Annotated in this window: 21 protein-coding genes and 1 pseudogene; 6 read left to right on the top strand and 16 right to left on the bottom strand. The window is 60.2% G+C overall.

All coding sequences use genetic code 11. The features are described 5' to 3' along the window. Positions 1-5: 5 nt before the first annotated feature. The 6 genes from AC1ECN_RS23150 to AC1ECN_RS23125 form a co-directional block, all read right to left on the bottom strand. Positions 6-872, bottom strand: coding sequence for a TauD/TfdA dioxygenase family protein (locus tag AC1ECN_RS23150; protein ID WP_477954192.1), 867 nt, complete (start codon positions 870-872; stop codon positions 6-8). 120 nt (positions 873-992) lie between these two features. After that, complete coding sequence (locus tag AC1ECN_RS23145) at positions 993-2,078, bottom strand: ABC transporter ATP-binding protein (protein ID WP_130657836.1); 1,086 nt, start codon at positions 2,076-2,078, stop codon at positions 993-995. Continuing rightward, positions 2,075-2,878, bottom strand: a complete 804-nt coding sequence (locus AC1ECN_RS23140; protein WP_018068592.1) for an ABC transporter permease — start codon at positions 2,876-2,878, stop codon at positions 2,075-2,077. Before AC1ECN_RS23140 ends, AC1ECN_RS23145 begins: the two co-directional genes overlap by 4 nt. Then, on the bottom strand, positions 2,875-3,774 hold the full coding sequence (locus AC1ECN_RS23135; RefSeq protein WP_018068593.1) for an ABC transporter permease: 900 nt from the start codon (positions 3,772-3,774) through the stop codon (positions 2,875-2,877). Before AC1ECN_RS23135 ends, AC1ECN_RS23140 begins: the two co-directional genes overlap by 4 nt. Positions 3,775-3,784: 10 nt before the next feature. Continuing rightward, positions 3,785-4,828, bottom strand: a complete 1,044-nt coding sequence (locus AC1ECN_RS23130) for an ABC transporter substrate-binding protein (RefSeq protein ID WP_477954217.1) — start codon at positions 4,826-4,828, stop codon at positions 3,785-3,787. A gap of 217 nt (positions 4,829-5,045) precedes the next feature. Beyond that, positions 5,046-5,327, bottom strand: a complete 282-nt coding sequence (locus AC1ECN_RS23125; RefSeq protein WP_130657838.1) for a hypothetical protein — start codon at positions 5,325-5,327, stop codon at positions 5,046-5,048. A 29-nt stretch (positions 5,328-5,356) separates the two neighbouring features. Here AC1ECN_RS23125 and AC1ECN_RS23120 point away from each other — a divergent pair, with 29 nt between their 5' ends. Both AC1ECN_RS23120 and AC1ECN_RS23115 read left to right on the top strand, forming a co-directional pair. Beyond that, positions 5,357-5,989: a DUF433 domain-containing protein gene (locus AC1ECN_RS23120; RefSeq protein ID WP_018068596.1), complete on the top strand. Its 633-nt coding sequence runs from the start codon at positions 5,357-5,359 to the stop codon at positions 5,987-5,989. Then, positions 5,986-6,101, top strand: a pseudogene (locus AC1ECN_RS23115) (DUF5615 family PIN-like protein); the annotation flags it as partial. The gene AC1ECN_RS23120 and the pseudogene AC1ECN_RS23115, both read left to right, overlap by 4 nt. Positions 6,102-6,123: 22 nt before the next feature. Here the strand turns inward: AC1ECN_RS23115 and AC1ECN_RS23110 are convergent. Genes AC1ECN_RS23110 through traA form a run of 4 tightly spaced genes read right to left on the bottom strand, consistent with a single transcriptional unit; the run spans position 6,124 to position 11,805 of the window. Then, positions 6,124-6,759: a TraH family protein gene (locus AC1ECN_RS23110; RefSeq protein ID WP_130827352.1), complete on the bottom strand. Its 636-nt coding sequence runs from the start codon at positions 6,757-6,759 to the stop codon at positions 6,124-6,126. 15 nt (positions 6,760-6,774) lie between these two features. Then, complete coding sequence (locus AC1ECN_RS23105; RefSeq protein WP_130657840.1) at positions 6,775-7,929, bottom strand: conjugal transfer protein TraB; 1,155 nt, start codon at positions 7,927-7,929, stop codon at positions 6,775-6,777. Continuing rightward, on the bottom strand, positions 7,919-8,485 hold the full coding sequence (gene traF, locus AC1ECN_RS23100) for a conjugative transfer signal peptidase TraF (protein ID WP_130674194.1): 567 nt from the start codon (positions 8,483-8,485) through the stop codon (positions 7,919-7,921). The genes AC1ECN_RS23105 and traF overlap by 11 nt, the downstream gene beginning before the upstream one ends. Continuing rightward, positions 8,482-11,805: a Ti-type conjugative transfer relaxase TraA gene (gene traA / locus AC1ECN_RS23095; protein WP_130674195.1), complete on the bottom strand. Its 3,324-nt coding sequence runs from the start codon at positions 11,803-11,805 to the stop codon at positions 8,482-8,484. The genes traF and traA overlap by 4 nt, the downstream gene beginning before the upstream one ends. Before the next feature lie 254 nt (positions 11,806-12,059). Here traA and traC point away from each other — a divergent pair, with 254 nt between their 5' ends. The 4 genes from traC to AC1ECN_RS23075 all read left to right on the top strand — a co-directional run bounded on the left by traC (position 12,060) and on the right by AC1ECN_RS23075 (position 15,295). After that, a complete protein-coding gene (traC, locus tag AC1ECN_RS23090) occupies positions 12,060-12,356 on the top strand; it encodes a conjugal transfer protein TraC (protein ID WP_130674196.1) in 297 nt (98 codons plus the stop codon). Positions 12,357-12,360: 4 nt separating this feature from the next. Next, positions 12,361-12,576, top strand: coding sequence for a type IV conjugative transfer system coupling protein TraD (gene traD / locus AC1ECN_RS23085; protein WP_020397338.1), 216 nt, complete (start codon positions 12,361-12,363; stop codon positions 12,574-12,576). Beyond that, complete coding sequence (traG, locus tag AC1ECN_RS23080; RefSeq protein ID WP_024323836.1) at positions 12,563-14,530, top strand: Ti-type conjugative transfer system protein TraG; 1,968 nt, start codon at positions 12,563-12,565, stop codon at positions 14,528-14,530. Before traD ends, traG begins: the two co-directional genes overlap by 14 nt. A gap of 456 nt (positions 14,531-14,986) precedes the next feature. After that, a complete protein-coding gene (locus tag AC1ECN_RS23075; protein ID WP_018068605.1) occupies positions 14,987-15,295 on the top strand; it encodes a WGR domain-containing protein in 309 nt (102 codons plus the stop codon). 288 nt (positions 15,296-15,583) lie between these two features. Here AC1ECN_RS23075 and AC1ECN_RS23070 read toward each other — a convergent pair whose 3' ends face one another. The 6 genes from AC1ECN_RS23070 to AC1ECN_RS23045 form a co-directional block, all read right to left on the bottom strand. Continuing rightward, positions 15,584-15,895, bottom strand: coding sequence for a DUF736 domain-containing protein (locus tag AC1ECN_RS23070; protein ID WP_018068606.1), 312 nt, complete (start codon positions 15,893-15,895; stop codon positions 15,584-15,586). Positions 15,896-16,639: 744 nt separating this feature from the next. Then, positions 16,640-17,182 (bottom strand): hypothetical protein, encoded by a 543-nt coding sequence (locus AC1ECN_RS23065; RefSeq protein WP_018068607.1) that lies wholly within the window; start codon positions 17,180-17,182, stop codon positions 16,640-16,642. Beyond that, positions 17,182-17,490 (bottom strand): type II toxin-antitoxin system TacA family antitoxin, encoded by a 309-nt coding sequence (locus tag AC1ECN_RS23060; protein ID WP_018068608.1) that lies wholly within the window; start codon positions 17,488-17,490, stop codon positions 17,182-17,184. The genes AC1ECN_RS23065 and AC1ECN_RS23060 overlap by 1 nt, the downstream gene beginning before the upstream one ends. A gap of 569 nt (positions 17,491-18,059) precedes the next feature. Continuing rightward, positions 18,060-19,589 carry a SulP family inorganic anion transporter gene (locus AC1ECN_RS23055; RefSeq protein ID WP_027689799.1) on the bottom strand — a complete coding sequence of 510 codons (1,530 nt, stop codon included), beginning with the start codon at positions 19,587-19,589 and terminating at the stop codon, positions 18,060-18,062. 4 nt (positions 19,590-19,593) lie between these two features. Next, a complete protein-coding gene (locus tag AC1ECN_RS23050) occupies positions 19,594-20,298 on the bottom strand; it encodes a carbonic anhydrase (protein ID WP_018068610.1) in 705 nt (234 codons plus the stop codon). Positions 20,299-20,829: 531 nt separating this feature from the next. Next, positions 20,830-21,390 carry a hypothetical protein gene (locus AC1ECN_RS23045; protein ID WP_130663678.1) on the bottom strand — a complete coding sequence of 187 codons (561 nt, stop codon included), beginning with the start codon at positions 21,388-21,390 and terminating at the stop codon, positions 20,830-20,832. Between the last annotated feature and the right edge of the window lie 150 nt (positions 21,391-21,540).

Raw genomic sequence — 21,540 nt, 5'->3', positions numbered from 1 at the left:
TCGGCTCAGACCGGCCGCTCGCCGGAAGTGGTGGTGCGATGCATGATCCGGATGGACGCGGGATCGAAGGAGTCGCGGCGGTGCATGGTGCAACGATTGTCCCACATCATGATGTCGCCCTCGTCCCATTGCTGCACGAAGATATGCTTCGTGTTCGTCGTGTGATCCCACAGTTCGGCGAGCAGCGCGTCGCTCTCATCGCGGCTCATGCCCACGATCCACGCGCCTTCCGTCGTTCCGCCGAGGTAAAGCGCCTTACGGCCGGTCTCACCATGTGTGCGCACCAACGGATGCACGATGCCGCTCCATTCGCGGAAGTCCTGGCTTTTCGGCGTGGACTTGCCAAGCCTGAGTTTGCCGGTCTTGTCGTAGACGTTCTGGAAGAAGATCTGGCGCCCATCGACGGCGTTCTTTAGCGGCGCCGGCAGCGTGTCATAAGCGATATAGGTCGAGAGGAAATAGGTGTCGCCGCCTAACGGCGGAACAGCGACGGCACGCAGGATGGCGCCTGCCGGCGGGCGTTCGTAGAACCACGTATCGGTGTGCCACGTCGCCTCGCTATTGCCCATCGCGCCGCTTGGCTTGCCGTCCTTCATCGCATTGCTAATGACCAGGATTTCCGGGTGTGTCGGATGCCCGCCTTCTTGCAACTGCTTGGGATGGATGACGAACTCGCCGAAGTGACGCGAGAACTGCACCTGCTGGGCGTCGGTGATGCCGGCCTTCTTGAAACGGACGACGCCATATTGCAGCCAGAACTTTCGCACCGCGGCGATGTCGTCGGCGTCATAGTCATTGAAGTCGAAACCCTCGATATCGCCGCAGACATTGCTGGCATGCTGAACGGCGCGAAGCCTTATTTTGGTGAGCATTCCTAAAACTCCTGTTGCTGACCTTCCGCTAAGGTCGCGATGATCGTAGGGCAGGCGAGGGGAGCATCGCCAATATCGATTGGATTGGATTGATAGGCGTGGCGTATCGATCGCCATCGGCTATTCCGGCAGGACCTGGATGTCGTCCGGGTCGATAGAAAGCGCGACGACGTCGCCCATAACTGGAAGTGAGGCCGACAGCGATGAGCGTGTGAGCACCGTCAAGACGACATGCGGGTCGATCTCGACCGCGAGCTCCAGCGACGGACCGAGATTGATGACCCGGCGGACGGTTCCGGACAGACGATTGACGCCGCCCCCGCCGGGGCCAGTGTTGTTCAGCACCGCGATGTCTTCGGGCCGGATGCAGCAGAAGCCGGCTTGCTGACGGTGCGGCGGGCGCTTCGCCCGCAAGCTGATCGCGCTCCCGGCCAGGTGAAGGTCGAGGGTGGCTTCCTGCTCGCTCGTCCCTTCAATGGTGAGGATGTTCGATTTCCCGATAAAATCCGCCACGAATGAGCTCGCCGGATGACGGTAGATCGAAGCAGGCCCGCCCGTTTGGGCAATGGCCCCCTGCCACATCACCACGATCCGGTCGGACATCGCCATCGCTTCTTCCTGGTCGTGCGTCACGTAGACGAACGTCATGCCGAGTTGCTGCTGGAGTTCCTTCAGTTCGAGCCGCATGGCCTCTCGAAGCTTCAGATCGAGATTCGAGAGCGGCTCGTCGAGGAGCAGGACGGATGGGCGTGGCGCGATGGCACGTGCCAGAGCGACGCGTTGCTGCTGTCCACCCGACAATTCCCTCGGATAGCGCGCGCCGTAGTCTTCAAGATGAACACTTCGCAGTGCCGATGCCACGCCGCTTTCGATCTCCGATCTCGCCGCGCCTTTCATCTTGAGGCCAAAACCGACGTTGTCGGCGACCGTCATGTGCGGAAAGAGCGCGTAGTTCTGGAACACCAAGCCGATATTTCGCCGTTCTGGTGGAACGCGGCCCTGGCTCCTCCCGCGGATCCTGATATCGCCGAACGACGGCTGGTTGAAGCCGGCGATCATGTTGAGCGTCGTCGTCTTCCCGCAGCCGGAAGGTCCGAGAATACTGACGAACTCACCCTGCGGGATCTGCAGGCTGATGTCCTTCACAACCGAGATCGCCCCGAAGGACTTGCTGACGGAGACGAGTTCAATATCGATGCTGCTCATTTGCTGCCACCATGGAGTTTGACGGAAAATCCGCCGATCTTTTCAAAAAGGAAGATCACCGCGAGGATGAAAATCATCGACGCGACATTGACCGCCGCCATCACCGGATCGAGGCTGTATTCGAGGTAGTTGATGACGGTGATCGGCAGCGTCGTATCGCCTGGTCGAACCAGGAACACCGACAGCGGAATGTTGTTGAAGGAAATGATGAAGGCGAAGGTCATTCCCGACAGCACACCAGGCCTGATCGCTGGCAAAAGAATGTGCTGCACCCGCTGGCGCTTGTTCGCCCCCAGGATCTGACCCGCCCGATCCAGATTCCGGTCGAAGTTCGCAATAGACGTCGCCACCATTCTCACGACGAAGGGCAGTGCGAGGACGATGTGGGCGGCGATGAGCGCAGGCGTGCCAAGGAAGGACTGCAGCCCGACCAGCGACAGGAACAGGACGATCGCGACGCCTTTGACGATCTGCGGCACCGACAGCGGCAAGAGAAGCACCGACATCGCCGCCTCACTGCCGCGGATCTTTTCATAGACGACGGCATAGGCTGCCATGACGCCGATGATGCCGCTGACGATAGAGACGATCACCGCGATCTTGACGCTCAGCAGAAAGGGCAAGAGCCAGCGCTCCGAGACAAGGTCGCCGTACCACCGTGCCGTCCACTCCCACGGCCGGAACGTCACCGCGGAGGTCGGGCTGAACGAGGCCGCTATGACGACGGCAAGTGGCAGCGTGATGAAGGTGAGGACGCCGGCCAGCATCAGCCGGAAGAGAACCGAGAGGAGCCAGTTCATGCCGTGGTCCTCCCGGCGCCGCTTCGCCTGATACGGTGCAGCGCTTCAAACCGGACGCCAACGAACGAGATCACCAGCATCAGAAGGAGAAGCGCGTTGGCCATGACGGCGGCAAAGGGCCAGTCGACGTAGAAGAGGACCTGCTCGGAGATCATCGTTGCCAGGACTTTGAAACCGGCGCCGCCGAGGAGTGCGGGTGTCGCGTAAGCGCTCGCGGCCATGGTGAACGAAAGCAGCAGCGAGCTGACAATTCCCGGAACGGAAAGCGGAACGATGACGTGGCGGACGACGGAGACGCGCGAGGCACCGAGCATCTGCGCCGCGCGCTCGAGACTTTCGTCGATGCCCTGGATGCTGGTCATCAGCGAGAGAATGCCGAACGGCAACACGACGTGGGTCAGACCGACGACGACCGCAAAGAGATTCTTCGAAAGCGGAAGCGGGGACGAAATGAGACCGAGGTCAAGGAGAACATCGTTGATGAAGCCGCGATCTTCCAGGATGATGAGCCATCCGTAGGTCCGCAACACCACGCCCGCAAGTTCAGGTGCCAGCGCAAGGGCAAAGACGACCGCGCGCCACCGGCTCCTGGAACGAGCCAGAAAATAGGCGACCGGATACCCCAACACAGTAACCGCGATCGCGACGAGTCCGGACATGACGGCGGTGCGACAGAATCCTGCAACCGAAAGCCCGTCGGTGAAAAATCGTCGGTAGCTCTCGACGGAAAATCCGCCGACTTCCTCTTGTGAAAAGCTGATGCCGATCATCAGTCCCATCGGAAGCGCGAAGAAGACGCTCAGGAATAGGGCAGCTGGCGACAAAGCCATGTAGCTGTAGGATCTTCTGATCGGAGAAAGAGAGGCCGCAGGCACCGCAAGTGTGATGGTGTTCATCGCGGGCCTCTCAGTCTGCCTGCGGAACGACATCGCGGTCCCACTGCTCGGCCCAGCGTGGCAGGCGCTCGGCGACGAGCGACAGGTCCGGAAGGAGCAGGGTCTTGAGGTCAGCTTCCGAGGTGATCTGCCGCGCGCGAATTGTTTCGGGGACCTCTACGTCGGTTCGCGCGCTCCCGACTTTGTAGCCACCGATCCACGCTTCCTGACTTGTCTTTTCCAGGAAGAAATCGATGAACTTCATGGCCGATTGCTTGTTTTGTGCACCCACGGGCACGTTGAGCGTGGCGATGAGGGGAATGCTGCCTTCCTTGGGACGGATGTAGTCAACGGGCAAGCCGGCATCGACGAGGAGTTGAGCGCGGCCGTTCCAGAAAGGCATGGCCCAGACCGTGCCGTCCTTGATGTAGCTTTCGAGAATCGCAGACGATTGTTCGAATCCGATGGATTGCCTGGCGACAGCTTCCATGGCCTTGAAACCCGGATCGAGATTGTCGACAAGGTCGCCACCGTTGATCACGGACATCATCTCCACGAGGTAGATGGCCATGATGTTCTGAAACGTCGGCAGCACGATCCTGCCCTTCAACTCCGGGGCGAGGAGCGCCGACCAGGAGGACGGCGTAGCAAGCTTGTCCTTCCGGTAGAGGAGCGACATGTACTGCACTTCGTGCACCGCACCACAGGGACCAGCCGCGGCCGCCAATCTCGGCATGAGCTTGGCAAGGTTCGGAATCGTGGCCACGTCAAGTTTCTCCAGCACGCCGTCGCGGCAGCCCTGCAGCGACTGCGAAGCGGTCATGACGACGACATCGAACCCCGGTCGGCCCCCGGTCGCCTTGATCTTCGCATAGTCCTGCGACGCCGAGCCGACCGGATCATAAATGACATCGATACCGAACTTGGCCTCGAACGGTGCAATGATCGCTTTTTCTATGATCTCCTCGTAGGGGCCGCCGTAGCTGTTGACCACAACCGTTTCTGCTCGCAGAGGGGTGGACAGGATTGCTGTCATGATCGCCGAGAGCAGAATCCGGCTTTGCTTTGTTCCCATGGCTTGTCTCGCTTTTTGTGTTGTTGCCGCGGGGATGGTGGACAGCAGGCGGTCGAGGGTCCAATAGTGATCGTCGAGGATTATTGCCCCGCAGCTATCAATCGGGGCCATCGCGATTTTCTCCCGACAATGGCAGCGATGACGATTTCGCATTCACAGGGTGGTTTTCTCGAAGCTTGGCGGCGCATCCTGTTTAGCGTTGTCTTCCCGCGGATCGCTATCGGTCGAATATCCGTGCAATGAAAATGGTCGCTGCCCGGCCAAAGCCCAGCTTTCGCCGCGCGCGGTGCTCTGCCTGGTATGAGCGAGACGAGGAAGGACGGGCTTCGGAACGGCGATGATCGCCGGTACCAGAGGCGGAACCGTGCGGCACCATCTCGATGAAGCTGGCAAAACGCTCCAGCGCGATGTCGATGGCGCAATTCGGGGCCAACACCAGGATCGCGACGCTCTGATCGTTGCTTCGCAACATCATCGCTTTACGGCGACCATCAGCCACCTTATATATTCTTCTCAAGGAGAATGATTATGGTCACTGTCTCACACGCCTATACGCCTGCCGAGGCCGCCGCTGTCAGCGAGATTGCGATAAAGTCGGTGCACAACGCGATCGACAAGCGGATTGTCGCCAATCGTCCGTCCAGCACCGAGGGCCGAGCTCTTACTGAAGAGGATCTGCTTCGCTTGAAGCTCTGGTACGGCGTTGGATCGATCCTATCTGCCGAGCGCCGTAAACGACTGTTCGACACCATCGATGAGAACCCCGGCGCCGATACCGTAAGGGCGGACGATTACCTTATCATCGACGTCGCGCGGGCGAGGGAGCAATTGGCCACGCGCGCCGAGGCGCTTCGAGAGGCTGAAAAATTGATCCAGAGCGTCAAAGGAGTTGTCGGCGGCGAACCGGTTTTTAAGGGAACCCGCGTTCCCGTGCGAGCAATCGCCGCGATGAAGGCCCAAGGCGCGAGCACCGAGGAAATCGTCGAAGGCTATCCTTCGCTGACGGGGCGAATGGTGGAGCTTGCTGACATCTGGACTGCAGCCCATCCCGTTCGGGGACGGCCACGCAAACTTTCGGAGTTGGGCTTGACGGTGAAGTCGGAAAAGCGTCTTCGGCTCGGAAATGAGCGCGTTCCACAGTTGTCGGATAAGCCCTCTTGAAATTTCTGATCGACGAATGCCTCCACACATCACTCGTGGCCGTGGCTCAAGATCACGGCCACGATTGTTTTCACTTAACTGGTCGGGGCTAAGCGGCGGGACCGGCTGGGACCCCCAAGGCGCTTTCCAAAGCCTCATTTTGCGCCAATCCGGGACAGATCGATCCGCATTTCCGCTGCTCCGACACGACCGCTATTCTCGCTCTCCTTGAGCGTCGAAGAGGCTGGCGCGGTGTCGGTGTCGGTATCGGTATCGGTATCGGTATCGAGGTCTTGTTCGACCACGGGTGGGACAATCATTTTCACAGATACGCCAGGATCCTCGGCCCGAAAGACGCTCACGCCCTCGAACTCCCCGGTCTTCCAGGCATAGACGGCATCCTCGAATATCTGCGGAAAGACTTGCCTGTCGGTGGGATTGCCGTACCACTTGGCGACGATCCTCACCACTTTGGCAAACATCCCCGTGCCGAGGCGCAGATTCTCACAAGCGTGGACAAGATCAGACTTAAGCTCAGAGACATCCTTGACGCCGACTCCGGCCGGGACCTGCGTAATCCCGACGCGGACCACGGCCTGGCCGACATATTGGCGGATAAGCTCCATCGCCTCGTCCGGCGTTTTCGCCTTCGGGACGAGGATCAGCCGGCCACCGGCTTTGACGGTAACCGCCAACGGGTCGGAGGAGCCGGCCCTCTGGACGAATTGCTCGACAATGGCAGGCGTCAACGAGGGATCGGCGCATTTTTGTATCATCGTGGCATCGAGCATGACTACCTCCCGAGTTCAGGTGTTGAATGAAATGACGAGCGGTTTGGCGAAGAGGCGCGCAAAGGCCCTGGCACTGGCCCGCTGGATGGCGACGATCGAAGTATTCGCGGTCCACCAGCCATTGCCGACGGCGACGACGACATCGGGATCGTGCGACATGGATTGCAGGAGGGGCCAGGCAACGAGCAGTTCGTAGCAGATCAGCGGCGCGACCTTGTAGCCGTTAAGGACGACAACCGGGTTTGCAAAAAAGTCCGCCCGAGCGCCTTTGCTATCGCCCCACCACGGCTGCCACATCGAGCCGGGGACAGGCATGCGCTCACGATAAAGGACGCGACCGCCTCCGGCGGACACCGCCACCAAAACATTGTCATAGCCATCGGCGCCGACAACGGACGCGCCGGCGACCACCGTCACGGGACTGCCGGCCAGGGCCCGGGTCCATAGCCGCTCGACGGTGGGCGTCCAGAAGCCCAACGCACTTTCCGGCAGGACGATGTAGGCGACACCATCGCCCGCCGCCTTTTGTACCGTTGCGATCAGGTCACGCTGTCGCTGAAGACCGGCCTCTCGTCCGAGCGAAGCACCCATTTGCCAATCGACGCCGCGCCATGACTGAGGTACGTCTGGATCGGTCCAGGTTGCGGCGGAACAAGCCCATGCGCCTGCCAAGGCGACCGCGACAGCCGGCCAGATGCGGGTTACGAGGCCGATCAGGCCGGCTGTCGTGGCAGCCAGTCCCCACCACCCCCATCCCGGAAAAAGAACGCCCGCCGCCGTAATCGGATGCGCCCACCCGGTTATACCGAAAGGGGGTAGCGCCATCAGGATGCCAGCGGCCACGTAGCGATGGGGTCTCTTGGTGCGAACCGATGTCCAAAGCAGCGTGTGGACGCCGAAAAAGCTGACCGATGCCGCGAGCCAGAGCAGCAGTCCTGGCAAAAGGTCGGACGAATAGAAGGTGGCGACCCCTTGCGGCAGCCCATGTGATGCCGCGAGGAAATATGCCGCAGAGACCAGCCCGGCCGCCATCCGGTTGGGTGCATGGGTCCATAATACAGGAAAGGCGAGGGCGGCTGGTAGGAGAAGAACCTGGCCGCTCCATCCGATCAAGGCGGCGGCGAGGGCTACGCCGATCAGCGCTGCGGTACCCACGTGGTCACGGCGCATAGGTGAGCACCTTCTGCGCCAGACCGAGGATGCCGGACACGGGTAACGGACCGAAATAGCGGGAATCGTAGGAGCCCGCGAAACCGGAATGCAAAAAGACGTGTCCCGCTGGCACGGTGCCACTCGCAAAAGCAGAAAGAGGTCGACCCTTTCCATCTGCTTTCGCGACTGCCGAATGTGCCACGGTGATACCATCGACGAACATGGCTGAGCTGATCTCCACCCTTTGACCCTCGGTGGCGATCACCATTTTTATCAGCGGGGCAAAATCGCCTGGGCACGAACCGGAGCGCAGATAGCCGCGTTGTCGGGCCTCGCGCATCCTGTCGTTTTCCGGCGGGCAGATGAAGACGACGTCACCGACGGTGGGGGACCGATCGAGTGCTGCGACGCGCCAGAGGCCGAGCGGTTCGCTTGGCGTCATATTGATGCGGAACCCGCCGGCCGCGGCGACGATGAACAAGACAAGCGCGAGCAAGGCTGCGGCCAATAATGGCGTCGCGGCGGGGCGAATTTGTTCGTGTGTCGGGCGCTGGCGCGTGATTGTGGGGATCATTTCAGTGAAAATCCCTGGCTCCTGGTCTGCCGCAAGGTCTCGGCCTGCTTCAGCGCCTCGGTCGTCTTCTCATGAGCGGAGAGCTGCTGGATGGACCGCATCGAATTCCAGGCGATTTCTACCTCCGCCTTTTGCGCGGGGTTCATCCCTGCCGTGACGGACTTGAAGGTTTCTCCGCTCGGATCCTTCGACGCGATGCCGAGGAAGGTCCGTTCGCCGAACCGTTCGGAGACGGCCTTGGCGAACCCATCGAGTTCGGCCTTCACCATTTTGTCGGCAAGCGCATATTCGAGACCGGCGGGAAGATCATTGCGGTCGATCGCATCACGCACGCGCTCGAGCGTTTGCTTTGCGGACGCAGAAAGCGCCGGAATGTCGACCGAGACTTGCCGGCGGACCGCGCGTTCCTCGGTCTCATGCTTGCGTTCGACCTCGGCCCGCTGGCGAAGATATCGTTCGAGATTACGGGCCAGGGCCGGCACGTTGGCGATCGCCCGTTCGCGGTCCTGCTTGTCGCCCCGGTTGGCGAACACGCCCGTCTTACCTCTCAATGCACCGAAGCGCTCCGGTTCGCCGGCGAGCTTCGCCAGCGTGGTTTTGGCGATCGCCTGATCCTTGAGCATCGCCTCGACATTGGCCGCCTTGAAGGCACTTTCCGGCTGGGCGTAGACGAGATGGAATCGCGCGGAGACATCCTCCCATTGTTTTTTGAGGCCGGGATCGGCTGCGAGCTTGTCCTCGACGGACTGATCGATGGATTTTGAGAAAGTGGAAATGCCAGATACCATCGGCTTGGACTCCTTGGCGTTCAGGTTGGGTGATGTTTTGGCGTTGGCGGCGCGTCCGAGTTTCACGCCAATCGCCGCCAGGCGGGCGCCGAGATCGGCGAGCTTCTGTTTCTGCCGGACGGTCCATTCGAGGCGATCGCGAGCGAGCGTCCGGGCGACGTTCATGAGGTGCAGGCCTCGCGCCTCGGCAAAGCGCAAGGCTTGGCCGTAGAAAGAGCTTTTCTCGTAGTCGAGCGTCGTCTCCTTGGCGTTCCGTCGCGCCAGGATCGGGACAAGGCCGCCGGACTTCGCAAAAGAGCGTCGGCCGTAATAGACGGCGAGATCCTCGCGATGGCGCGTCATGGCCACATAGGTGAGATGACGGTCCAACGAGAGGGAAGCGAGCACCTTGACGCGGTCGACGGTCGCGCCTTGGCTCTTGTGGATCGTCGTCGCATAGCCGTGGTCGAGCTTGTTGTAGAAGCGCTGCTCGATCGTGACCACACGGCGATGGTCCCCTTCGCCAAGCGCCACCACGAGCCGCCCAGGTGCAGCCTCGATGACCTTGGCCAACATACCGTTCTTGACGCCAAGGCTTCCCTCGTTCTTCAGGAACACGATCTGATCGCCGGCCGCGAACATGCGGGTTCCGTCCTCGGACTTGAAGGCAAAGCCGTCTGCGACGATGCCGCGCTCGACCAGTTTGGCTCGAGCCATGTCGTTCAACATCCGAACGTCGCGGCGAAGATGCGCAAGGATCAGGCTGCTCTTCGACGGATCGTAGTCGTGGTTCCAATCGGCAATGAGGTTTTCGACCGCCTGCGCCTTGAGGTCCAACCCCCTGACTTGCCCATGGGCACGATAGGCATCGACCGCTTTGCCGACGTTGCCGCGCGCCAGATCGAGCGAGGCGTCGCGCATCCATTGCGCGCGCTGACGATAGATCGTTTCGAGTTCGGCATAGCCGATCCGGTCGGCGATCGCCCGGAAGGCGGCACCCGCCTCGATCGGTTGCAGCTGTTCGGGGTCGCCGACGAGGACGAGCTTGGCGCCGGCCTTGGTGACGGCCTCGACGAAATGCGCCATCTGCCGCGACGACACCATGCCGGCCTCGTCCAGCACGAAAACGGTTCTCGCGTCGATCCGGTTGCGGCCCTGGTTCCAGCGCAGCTCCCACGACGACAGTGTGCGGGACTGAATGCCAGCTTCCTTCTCCAGGCCCTCGGCTGCTTTGCCGGCAAGCGCACCACCGACGACACGATAGCCAGCCGCTTCCCAGGCTTCGCGCGCCGCCTTCATCATCGTCGTCTTGCCGGCGCCGGCGCGGCCCATGACGGCGGCGATCCGTTCGCCGCCAGCCACACGTTCGATCGCCGTCCGCTGCTCATCCGAAAGACGGGCATGGCGCGCAAACGTCACTTCCAGCGCCGCCTCTCGCACGCCATGAGAGGCCCGATCGGATAGCCAGATAGCCCGGTTGACCATCTCGGCCTCAAGCTTAATCATCTCCCGCGTCGTGTACTTGGCGGGTGTCCGGACACCAGTCGCAAAATCGATCCGGTCACGTTCGAGGCGCAGCGCCTGCGGGCTCTGCAGGATCCTCATCATCAGGTTCTGGAACAGAGCGGCATCGTCGATATAGCGGTGCAGGATCTTCCCCACATCGCGATCATCGAAGACGCTCTTCTCCCGCGTGATGAGGTCGAGAACGATGTCCGGACGGCGCTGTATGCGTCGGGCATTTTCCGCGCGGCGGTCTTGCTGAAGTTCAACGCGTTCGAGTTTTGGCGACCATGCCGACGTCCTTGCGTTGGCTTGTTCCGCCTTGCGATCGATCGCTTTGGTGCCGACACCAAGATGGATGGTCGGGGTCAGTTCGATGCCTTGCTTTTCGAAGGAGCGCCCGTCGACGCGGATGTCGAGACCGGCAAGGGCAAGATGCCTATTCTGACAGGCGAACCAGCCATCGCGAACCGCATTAAAATCGTCCGCGCTTCCCGCCCAGAGTTCATAGACGATCTTGCCGGCATCGTTGCGCATCGGGTTGCCGTCCGGACTGGCCACCGCGATCTTTTTTGCGCCGAACCCGTCCTCTGTCAGCGGCCTGAGCGTCGTCATCAGATGGACATGCGGATTGCCCGGTACGTCGTGATAGACCCAGTCGGCGACCATCCCCTTCGACGTAATGTGCCGCTCCACGAAATCCCGGACGAGAGCAACGTTCTGCTCGGCAGAGAGCTCGATTGGAAGAGCAATGGTGAGGTCTTTGGCGAGCTGCGAGTCCGATCGCTTTTCGAAGGCCTCGACCTTGTTCCAGAAGGCTTCGGACGCTCCAGACACCGACCTGTCAGCGATCATGGCACGCAGCCATGTGGGAGCCCCTGTCGGGATGACGAACTCCTCATGGAGAAGACCACGCTTGCGGGTGTAGTCGATCGTCCGGGCTTCCCGCTCATAGTCCATCTTCGCGCAGTGTCGGTAGGCCGCCGACAGCACGGCGCTGCGGCCGGAGCCACGGGCAACGATGCTGACGGAGAAATGTGGGACGGCCACGGCGGAGTTCTTTCCCGGTTGCGAACGAGTTCATCGCGTTCGTCGAGAGCGGCGGGCCAGATCGACCTCAAGCAAGGGCGTCGCGTCAGCGACGTATAATTGCGCCATTGGAAGCCGCTCCTCCGGAACGGCCGGGATCATGACCGGAAGCGCAGGTTGCGCCTACTCGCATTAGTGTCGGTAGATCGGCAGGTCGGTCTGGAGGAACCTCACAAACGTTCGAAGACGAAATGACAGACACGGGACCATCTGGAATGAAGAAGCACTCCTCGAAAATCCGCGACGAAATCGCCAAACTGCAAGAGCAACTTAAAACCGCCGAGACCCGCGAAGCAGAGCGAATAGGGCGGATCGCGCTCAAGGCTGGCCTTGGCGAGATCGAGACTGACGAAAACGAGCTGCAGGCAGCGTTTGAGGACCTGGCCCAACGGTTTCGCAGGGGCGAAGTCGTTCCGACCGAAGGAAAAGGGGCAAACGAGCATAGTCGCAAAGGTGCACAAACCACACCGGTCGCGTCTGGCCCGGCTGCGAGCGGCGATAACGAGGCTTGAGCGGATGGCGAGGACGATGACATTCAACGCCCGCAAGAAGGACACACGGGAGAAGATCGAACTCGGCGGGCTGATCGTCAAGGCGGGCCTGCGATACGAAAAGCGCGCGCTGCTGCTCGGGGCGCTGATCGAAACAGCACGACGCATCAGGAGCGATGAGGGCGAGCGATCCCGGCTCACGGCGATCGGAGCGGAGGCCTTCGGCAATGACGGCGAATAAGATCGCGCTGTTCAGCGTGCCTATAGCGCTGATGATCCTCGTCACCATCGGCATGACGGGTACCGAACAATGGTTTTCCGAATTCGGGAAAACCGAGACAGGTCGGCTGATCCTCGGTCGGACTGGAATCGCCTTGCCCTATATCGCGTCAGCCGCCACCGGCATCATCTTTCTGTTCGCGAGCGCCGGCTCAACGAATATCAAGCTCGCCGGATGGGGCGTTGTCGGCGGCAGCAGTGCGACGGTCGTGATCGCTGCGCTGCGTGAGACCGTGCGACTTGCCGCAATTTTCGACCATTTTCCGGCAGTTCGATCGGCGCTCTCCTATGCAGACCCGGCAACGATGATCGGGGCAGGGGCAGCGCTGATGTCGGCCGGCTTTGCACTTCGCGTAGCACTTGTCGGCAATGCGGCGTTCGCGCGATCTGAGCCGCGCCGCATTCGAGGAAGGCGCGCACTGCACGGCGAAGCCGAATGGATGAAATCGACGGAGGCCGGAAAGCTCTTTCCGGATACCGGCGGCATCGTCATCGGCGAGCGCTACCGCGTCGACAAGGACATAGCGGCGAAGCAGTCGTTCCGGGCGGACAGCGTGGAAACGTGGGGCGCCGGCGGCAAGTCGCCGCTTCTCTGCTTCGACGGCTCGTTCGGGTCCTCGCACGGCATCGTCTTTGCCGGTTCAGGTGGTTTCAAGACGACGTCGGTGACGATCCCGACCGCGCTTAAATGGGGCGGTACATTGGTCTTGTTGGATCCGTCAAACGAAGTCGCGCCCATGGTGATCGGGCATCGGACAAACGCCGGACGCGACGTCCATATCCTCGATCCCAGAACTCCCGACACGGGCTTCAATGCGCTGGACTGGATCGGGCTTCATGGCCGCACGAAGGAAGAGGATATCGCCGCCGTTGCCTCATGGATCATGAGCGACAGCGGCGGCGCTCGCGGCGTGCGCGACGATTTCTTTCGCGCATCGGCGCTGCAGCTGTTGACCGCATTGATCGCCGACGTCTGTCTATCCGACCGCACAGAAGAGGATGACCAGACACTCCGCCAGGTCCGCAAAAATCTGTCCGAGCCCGAACCCAAGCTGCGCGCGCGATTGCAGTCGATCTACGACAATTCGAGATCCGACTTCGTAAAGGAGAACGTCGCGGCCTTCGTCAACATGACGCCGGAAACGTTCAGCGGGGTATACGCGAATGCGGTGAAGGAGACGCACTGGCTGTCCTATCCGAATTATGCGGCGCTTGTCTCGGAATCGACTTTTTCGACCAACGACATTTCCGCTGGAAATGCGGATGTCTTCATCAACATCGACCTGAAGACGCTGGAGACGCATTCGGGTCTTGCCCGCGTCATCATCGGGTCCTTCCTGAACGCGATCTACAATCGTGATGGAGCGTTGAAGGGCAGGGCGCTGTTCCTTTTGGACGAGGTGGCACGCCTGGGCTACATGCGGATTCTCGAGACGGCTCGCGACGCTGGCCGAAAATACGGCATCACGCTGACAATGATCTACCAGTCGATCGGCCAGATGCGAGAAACCTATGGCGGCCGCGACGCGGCGAGCAAATGGTTTGAGAGTGCGAGCTGGATCTCGTTTGCTGCCATCAACGATCCGGAAACGGCCGACTACATCTCGCGACGCTGCGGCATGACGACGGTCGAGATCGATCAGGTCAGCCGCAGTGTCCAGTCGAAGGGTTCATCGCGCACGCGCTCGAAACAGCTTGCCGCCAGACCGCTCATCCAGCCGCACGAAGTTCTGCGCATGCGGGCCGACGAGCAGATCGTGTTCACGGCAGGGAATGCACCGCTTCGATGCGGTCGTGCGATCTGGTTCCGTCGCGACGATATGAGGGCTTGCGTCGGCGAGAACCGGTTTCATTCACCAGCCCGCGGCGACGAGAGTGCGATGGATCCCGAAACACCGATGAAACTACGTGGGTAGCGTCTGCCAGGATTTAGCGGAATTGTTGGCGACGAACACCGTAACGCCGTTCAGGAAAACGGTGAGGCCGTCGTCGTCGGGCCGCTTGCGGCGGGGCACTCCGACACTCGTCGTCTGGGCGGCGGTGATCGGCGTCGCCAGTTGGCTGTCAAATTGGAGGGGCGCATGTCCTTGACGCCGCAGCGGCGGGTGCACAATGGGCAGTCAGAGAGATAGAACCGCGTCCTCAAAGGACGCGACCGCCTGCCAGCATTGCTGGCCACAAGACTTTTCGGCACGCTCGTCACAACGATTTCGTGCACCGACTGCGTCTCGTTGCGAGAGGATCGTGACCGAAACCGGCGAAGACCACTTGCGAGCTTCGGTCGCGGTGCGATTAGAGCCGTGCGCCATCGGCGCCTCGCCCCGGTGCCATCCATCACGAAATTGAATCGCTCGCATGTGATTGATTCAAATGTGTCGTTAGACGTCGCGATACTGTTTGGCGATCATGGCAGCATGATTGCACAACCCTACCATCTCTATATCGAACGCGCGGATCCGGCAAAGAACATGGCGCGCTACTACGCCATGGAAATCGGGCAGACAATCTTTGGAGAGGCCTGCCTGATCCGGCGATGGGGACGCATCGGCCAGCATGGGCAGGAAAAACAGCACGTCTTCGAGCGGGAAGAGCAAGCCGTTCTCCTGTTCCTCGCCCTGGTGAAACAAAAACGTGCCCGGGGCTATCGGCCAAGATCAACTCTCCGGTATTTGCAGCGATGATCCGATCGCCTCGGTCCTCCAGCTTCACGACGGCCGCCGAAACGGCCCCTGATGGCGCGTCACTGTCGCCGGTTCCAGTTGGTCTAGAGAGTGCCGCGCCGATCTCGACGAGGAAACGATATCGGCCAGCCGCGGTAAGGAGTTGGCGAATTGCTGCATGATGTTTTCCTTTCAAATGCGCTCATCACTGATATCCGCCCTAAAGGTGGTGGCCGGCCTCGAGGCCCATTGTCGGCTTTCTCAAAGCGGGCCGCTGGCCCCGCCTCAAGCGGCGGGGCCAGCGGGATCTCAGTCTCGGTTTTGGCGGGACCAGATCAACTGGTAGCCGTCCTCACCTTCGACCTCCGAAAGCGTCGCGTAGATCGGGGCCGGGAAGCTCGGGTCGTCCAGCTTGACCGAGAGGTAATCGCGGTCGCTCTCGTTGGAGCGCTTCTGCCAGGCCGCACCGAGCTCGACGTTACCAGCGTAGATACGGAAGTGCGGACCCTTGTCGGATGGATTTTCGACGCGGGCGATGCGGGCCTTGACGTTGAGCGCAAGAGTGCGGATCGAGCCGGTGAAGCCGTTTTCGCTTGCGGTGAAGATGCCGATGGTAGCCATGTTCAAGTTCCTTTCGTGTGTATCGGGCCGCGCCCATCGCGGCCTCGATGGCTGTCGCAAAGACCGGCGACGATCGGACCGCACCTGATAAGGCCAAAATGAAATGGAGGACGGCAAGACGCAGATTTGTTAGCGGGAGGGGAGGACGTGACGTCCGGGGTAAGAAATCTGCAAATGGCCGTTGCGGTAAGACGATCGAGGCGCAGCCGGTCTCCGGTCAGACATGCCTCATCGAGCCCGCGGAGGAGCGGCTCACGACAGCAATGGGAGGGACTTGGACATGGGGCCCCGCGTCAGAGCATTGCCGTAGCGAACCACTTCAGCGGCAAACCTGTGCTCTGTCCTCAAGTCATAGCGTCGAATTCGGATGCGACGAATTCGGCCGGCCGGGCCCTTGCCCTTTGTTATCAACGTGATTTTGCCGAGCTGCGGTTCGCCGCCCGGAGGATCCATTCGTCGCGCCAAGCCGTTTATCGTCGACATCAGGCAGCCCCAAAAGCTGTGGCCACCGATCGGCGAAACCCGGAAGCGTTCGACCGCCCGTCGATAACCCAGGCCAGTCGCTCGCATGCAAAACGGCCGAGGCACGGATGACGGCCCTCCATGCTAGGGGTCGGCCCATCACTGCACATACGCCTTCGTAAGAAGGTAGCCGGCTACATATTTTGCTCCGCTCGGTCTCGCTGCACCCCTGGTCGACGAGACCTCACCTTCTAAACTCCTGACGAAATCCTTACGCAGGGTTTAGTCGAACATCTTTTTGATCGTCGCGATTGGGATGAACATCCGCATCGCATTTGTTGGGAGAGGCTGGAAGCCGTATTCCTTGTAAAGCTTCACTCGTCTCTCGGTCCGCTCTGCATCACCGCAATCCAGGACATCGAGCATGACGATTGCCGTACCTATGTCATCCGAGATACGCGCTATTCGCGTCAAGCAGTCGATCAGCAGGTCGCCGCCATATCCGCTGCCCGCGAATTTCAAGTCGCGACCGATCATTGAGATGTAGGCCGCGGGAATTGACCCATGTCCGGGCCGGTCGCGGGCGAACCTTTTCGGAAGCTCCGTATAATCAACAGCGTGGCTGTTGATAGCGTAGAAGCCCATCACCGGGCCTGCGTCCTGCGTCATCACGAAAACACGAAGATTGTCGCTCTTCTGAAGCTTGTTTGCAGTCTTCTGAAAGAAATTGTCGACCTGCTCAATGCCGCACGAAAAAGCCGCCCGATCATGTTTTAGGGGATCGAGCGGCTCGATGATTGGCTTTGGCGTTTCGTTTTGCGGCATTATTTTGAAACGACAGTCTCGCTGTGACGCTTGAAAGCAGCCTTAAGTCTATCTGTCGGCTCTGGCGGGTTGTCCAGTGCAGCAAAAAACGCAGCATGATCGGCTGGCTGCAAAAAGGTCCGTTCATGGACGGCAATCGTCGTCATGGCGGCTTGATAAGCAGCGTTGATCGTGAAAGCGGAGTCGTCGACACCGGACAGCGCAGCAGCGCGTTGAATTGCCGTCTTGATACGCGCCTTCGTACGGAAGCCCATACGTGCGTCGTTTGGTTCATCGATTTCGGCAGTCATGTCTTTGAACGCAGGCATAATCGCCTCCTATTCGGGTGTGACAGTGTGGCTATATGTACGTCAAAATGACGTACTCATCAAGTTGGCATACGGATCTTTGTACGTCGCGTGTGCGTACGTGCAGTGAACGTCGCGCGACAGTTCCTGCGCACCGTGTATGTGGGCAGGCGAACGTCAACGGCTCATCGTTAGTCGAGACTGGCCTCGTTAAGGCAGCCGAGATACGATCGGATGGATTGATATCGAGCATCTGGGCAAGCGGTGCCCCACTCAACTTGTGCCAGCGTCAGCGATGTCGCGAGAATAGAGGCCCGTGCATACGATAAGCCGTGAAGCGACGATATTGCGCCAGCCCAGGGTCGGATTCGTATTGAAGGGTATGAAGATACAATCGTTTTTGCGGTTGCATGGCCTTGCCACGGCGACCAGTGTCGCAGTTATCCCATGAGATATGCAGGGAAGCGCCGCTTCACTCCCAAGAGCGACTGGAGACGTCGTCCATGTCGAAGAGACCGATCCCGATCGAGTTGACTTTACAGCTCAGCGCAAGGAGAGAGGGAGGGCAACGGATTGCCCTCCCGCAAACGTCATGCAACTTCAGCAGAAAACCGGGCAAATAGCGGCTTCAGGCGGGGATGCCGTGCCGTCCGAGGCGGATGAACCTCGATGTTTCGGCCGGATTTCGTCTCGCGCCTAAGCCATTCGCTAATCGTCTCAGCGCTGGTGTGGTCCATGTAAAACAGGTGTTTGCCGATGATATTGACTTTACGGCCGTCGGGTAGCCCTTCGAACGTGCTGAGTAGCGCCGGCACGTCTTTGCAGGTGACCGCTCCGCGCAAACGGACATGAATTTCGTTATCGACCTCAGCATGCCTGATCACAAGCTTTCGACGCAGATAGGGGAGAATTTCCAGAATCGACAGCGCAAGGCCGAGCGCCACGCCGACCAGCAAATCCTGCAGGACGACCATTGCCACTGTCACTGCCCAGATTCCGACCGGTACGAGACCATGATGCTCGAACAAGTGGCGCACATGGTGGAGACTGATCAGCCTCCAGCCAGTGACGAGCAGTACGGCGGCAAGCGCCGTCAACGGCACCATTCCCAACACGCCCGGTAAAAGCGCCACCAACGCCAGGATCCAAACGCCATGTAATATTGCCGAGGTGCGCGTGCGAGCTCCGGCTTGGATATTGGCCGATGATCGAACAATGACACCCGTGATCGGCAGTGCCCCGAGCAATCCACAAAGGCCGTTACCGACGCCTTGGGCGAATAGTTCCTTGTTGAAGCGGGTACGTTCTCCATCGTGCATTCGGTCGACGGCGGCCGCGGAAAGAAGTGTTTCGGCGCTTGCAATGACGGCAATCATCAACGTCATTAAAATAATGTCCGGCTGCACAAGCTGGGCGAAATTCCCGGCCGCCGGGAAGGATATGCTGTCAACCAGAGAGGCGGGCACGTCCACGCGAGCGATCGGGAGTTCAAGGTTGGTTGTCAAGATTGTAGCGGCAGCAACACCGACAAGAGCTCCCGGGACCAGCGACAGTGATTTCGGGCGGAATTTCTCCCAACACACCATCGCAAGGAGAGCGATGAGGCCGACCAACAGTGCGACGGCCTCGTTGGTGACATTGGTGCCCGTTAACCGGCTGACGCTCTCATCGATGGCGGTGACGTTCTCTATGCCGCCTGCTGCGGGCTTGGCACCCATGAGAACATGGATCTGTCCCAGGATGATCAAAATGCCGATGCCGGCCAGCATCCCATGAACCACCGCCGGAGAAATCGCTCTGAACCAGGAGCCAATTCTCAGGAAACCCGCCACGATCTGCAGAAGTCCGACGACAAGCAGCACGGGACCCAGCATAGCCACACCGTACTGTTCGACGAATCCAAATACGACGACGGCTAGGCCGGCGGCCGGCCCGGAGACCTGAAGAGGCGAGCCTGCCAGCAGGCCCACGACCAGCCCTCCTATGATACCGGAGATAAGCCCCATGGCCACTGGAACCCCGGAGGCGATCGCAATTCCCAGGCAGAGCGGAATGGCGACAAGGAAAACCACCAGAGACGACGCGAGATCGCGCGCGAATGCAGAAACGCTTTTTGTCATGGCACTACTCCCCGGCAAGCGCTGCGGCAATCCGCGGCATGACATGCGGATGGCCTCGTCCTGTGAAGGCGACCGGCAGCGGCTCCCCCTCCTGTACCTCCGTAAACCTCGCCAGAACCCCGTCATAGACTTGGACCTCGCCTGTCCCGATGTCGAAGAACCAGCCGTGCAGCGTGATGTCATTGGTCGCAAGCTTCGCAGCCACGGACGGATGTGTCTTTAAATGGTCGAGCTGCACGACGACGTTTTCCATCGCTACCGCACGCACGCGGTCAGCTTCCGAGAGATCGTCGGGATAGGCCTGACAAACAATCGAATAGGCGGCGTGGCTGTGCCGCAGCCAGGCTGCGACATTGGGCATCGGCTCAAGCATTTCCGGATGGCACAGCCCTTTCATCGCTCCGCAATCAGAGTGACCGCAGACGACAATGTCACTGACGCCGAGCGCCAGGATGGCGTATTCAATTGCAGAGGAGACCCCACCATTGAGGGTCGAGAAGGGGGGAACGATATTGCCGGCGTTGCGGCAGACGAAGAGATCGCCGGGGCCGGACTGCGTTATCGTTTCCGGCATCACGCGGCTGTCGGCGCAAGATATCATCAGAGCGTGGGGCTGCTGACCTTCGCGAGCAAGTTTGCGGTAAAGCGCCGAATGGGTCGGGAATACGGCGCCGCGAAAACTGGAGATACCTTTCAGGAGATCACCCATATTCGGATCCTCTTTCTGGCCGGACGTCGGATTAGACCGGCGGGTTGCAGAAGCGATCTGTTCGCAGGTGCACAATAAAGGGCACAGCAGGAGCAAAAAAGGGTCTCGCCACATATTGCGACGCAACATTTTTTGATCGAGAAGTGATCTGCCCGATTGCATTCCCGATGCGGATCTCGTTGCACGGCGCGTGCCAGCCTCGGCCAGACGATGATCGAGCTCGTTCGCACCATGATCGGCGTCGATCCGCAGCGGTCGTGGGAGGGTGTCGGCCAAACGGCCGGGATGACTTCACGCATATCACTGCCAAACCGGTCCGCCGGGCCGATGGTCAAGACGGAGGGATCGCCAAGTCATTTCGGCAAAGGCAGATGGAATCCGAATTGAGCGCAGCCATATGAGAGCCCAGCTGCTAGCTCTCTCATTTGGCAGCCGGTCAGACAGACCTTATGCAGTGCGCCAGCAACGCGCTTACACCCGTTCCGAGCCAAGGCACATTGCCCCTATTGGGTACGACGTGAAATGACAAATTCAGCGTTCGAACCGATCCAGCATCCTTTTCAGTTGTGCGTTTTGCAGCCGAAGCTTCCTCGCCAACTGATCCCGGAGCAGCCTGATTTCTCCATCGAGGCTGATTGCATCGTCGGACATGATCCGAACGTGTGGAGAGGGTTGCGAAACAACATCGTCGACTTTCGCTTTCTTGACCTGTCTGCTGCGCTTTCGCGCTGCACCTTCGTCAATCTGCAAGAGCTTGGGTGCGGCGTGTGCGGCTATGTCGGCCTTATTGGATAAGGCCGGATCAGCTGCTTTCTCGAGCGTGGCGCTTTCCACATCGGTCGTTTCATCAACACTGCTCGCCGCCTCTTCGGCATGATCCGGGTCGGCTGACACCGCGGCGGAATGACGGTGAGAAACCGGCTTTTCGCCGGCCGGACGGTCTGCGGCGTTCAAGTCGTTGTTGGCTGCTGTGTCAGTCGCCTTGGCGATGGCTGATGCGTCCGGCTTCACGTCATCGGTCGAGCCGTGTTCTTGCCTCTGCTGGCGTCGCGGTGACACCAGCCGAGCAAGAAGTTTCCATGGAGACGCCATTTATTCGACCTCGAATTCTACCGGTATGTAAACTACGAGCAAAAGCGTTGGCGGCAGAATGAACCGCCGCCAAAATGTTCACTACAATAAGCATAAGAATGCGGCCAGCACTTGGCCGTCTGCTGCCGATCAACCGAGGTTGAGTCGCTT

This window comes from Rhizobium sp. 01N447_2 (assembly GCF_056399245.1).
Note: the sequence above shows the minus strand (reverse complement) of the source record. Positions and strands in the feature narration are given on the sequence as shown.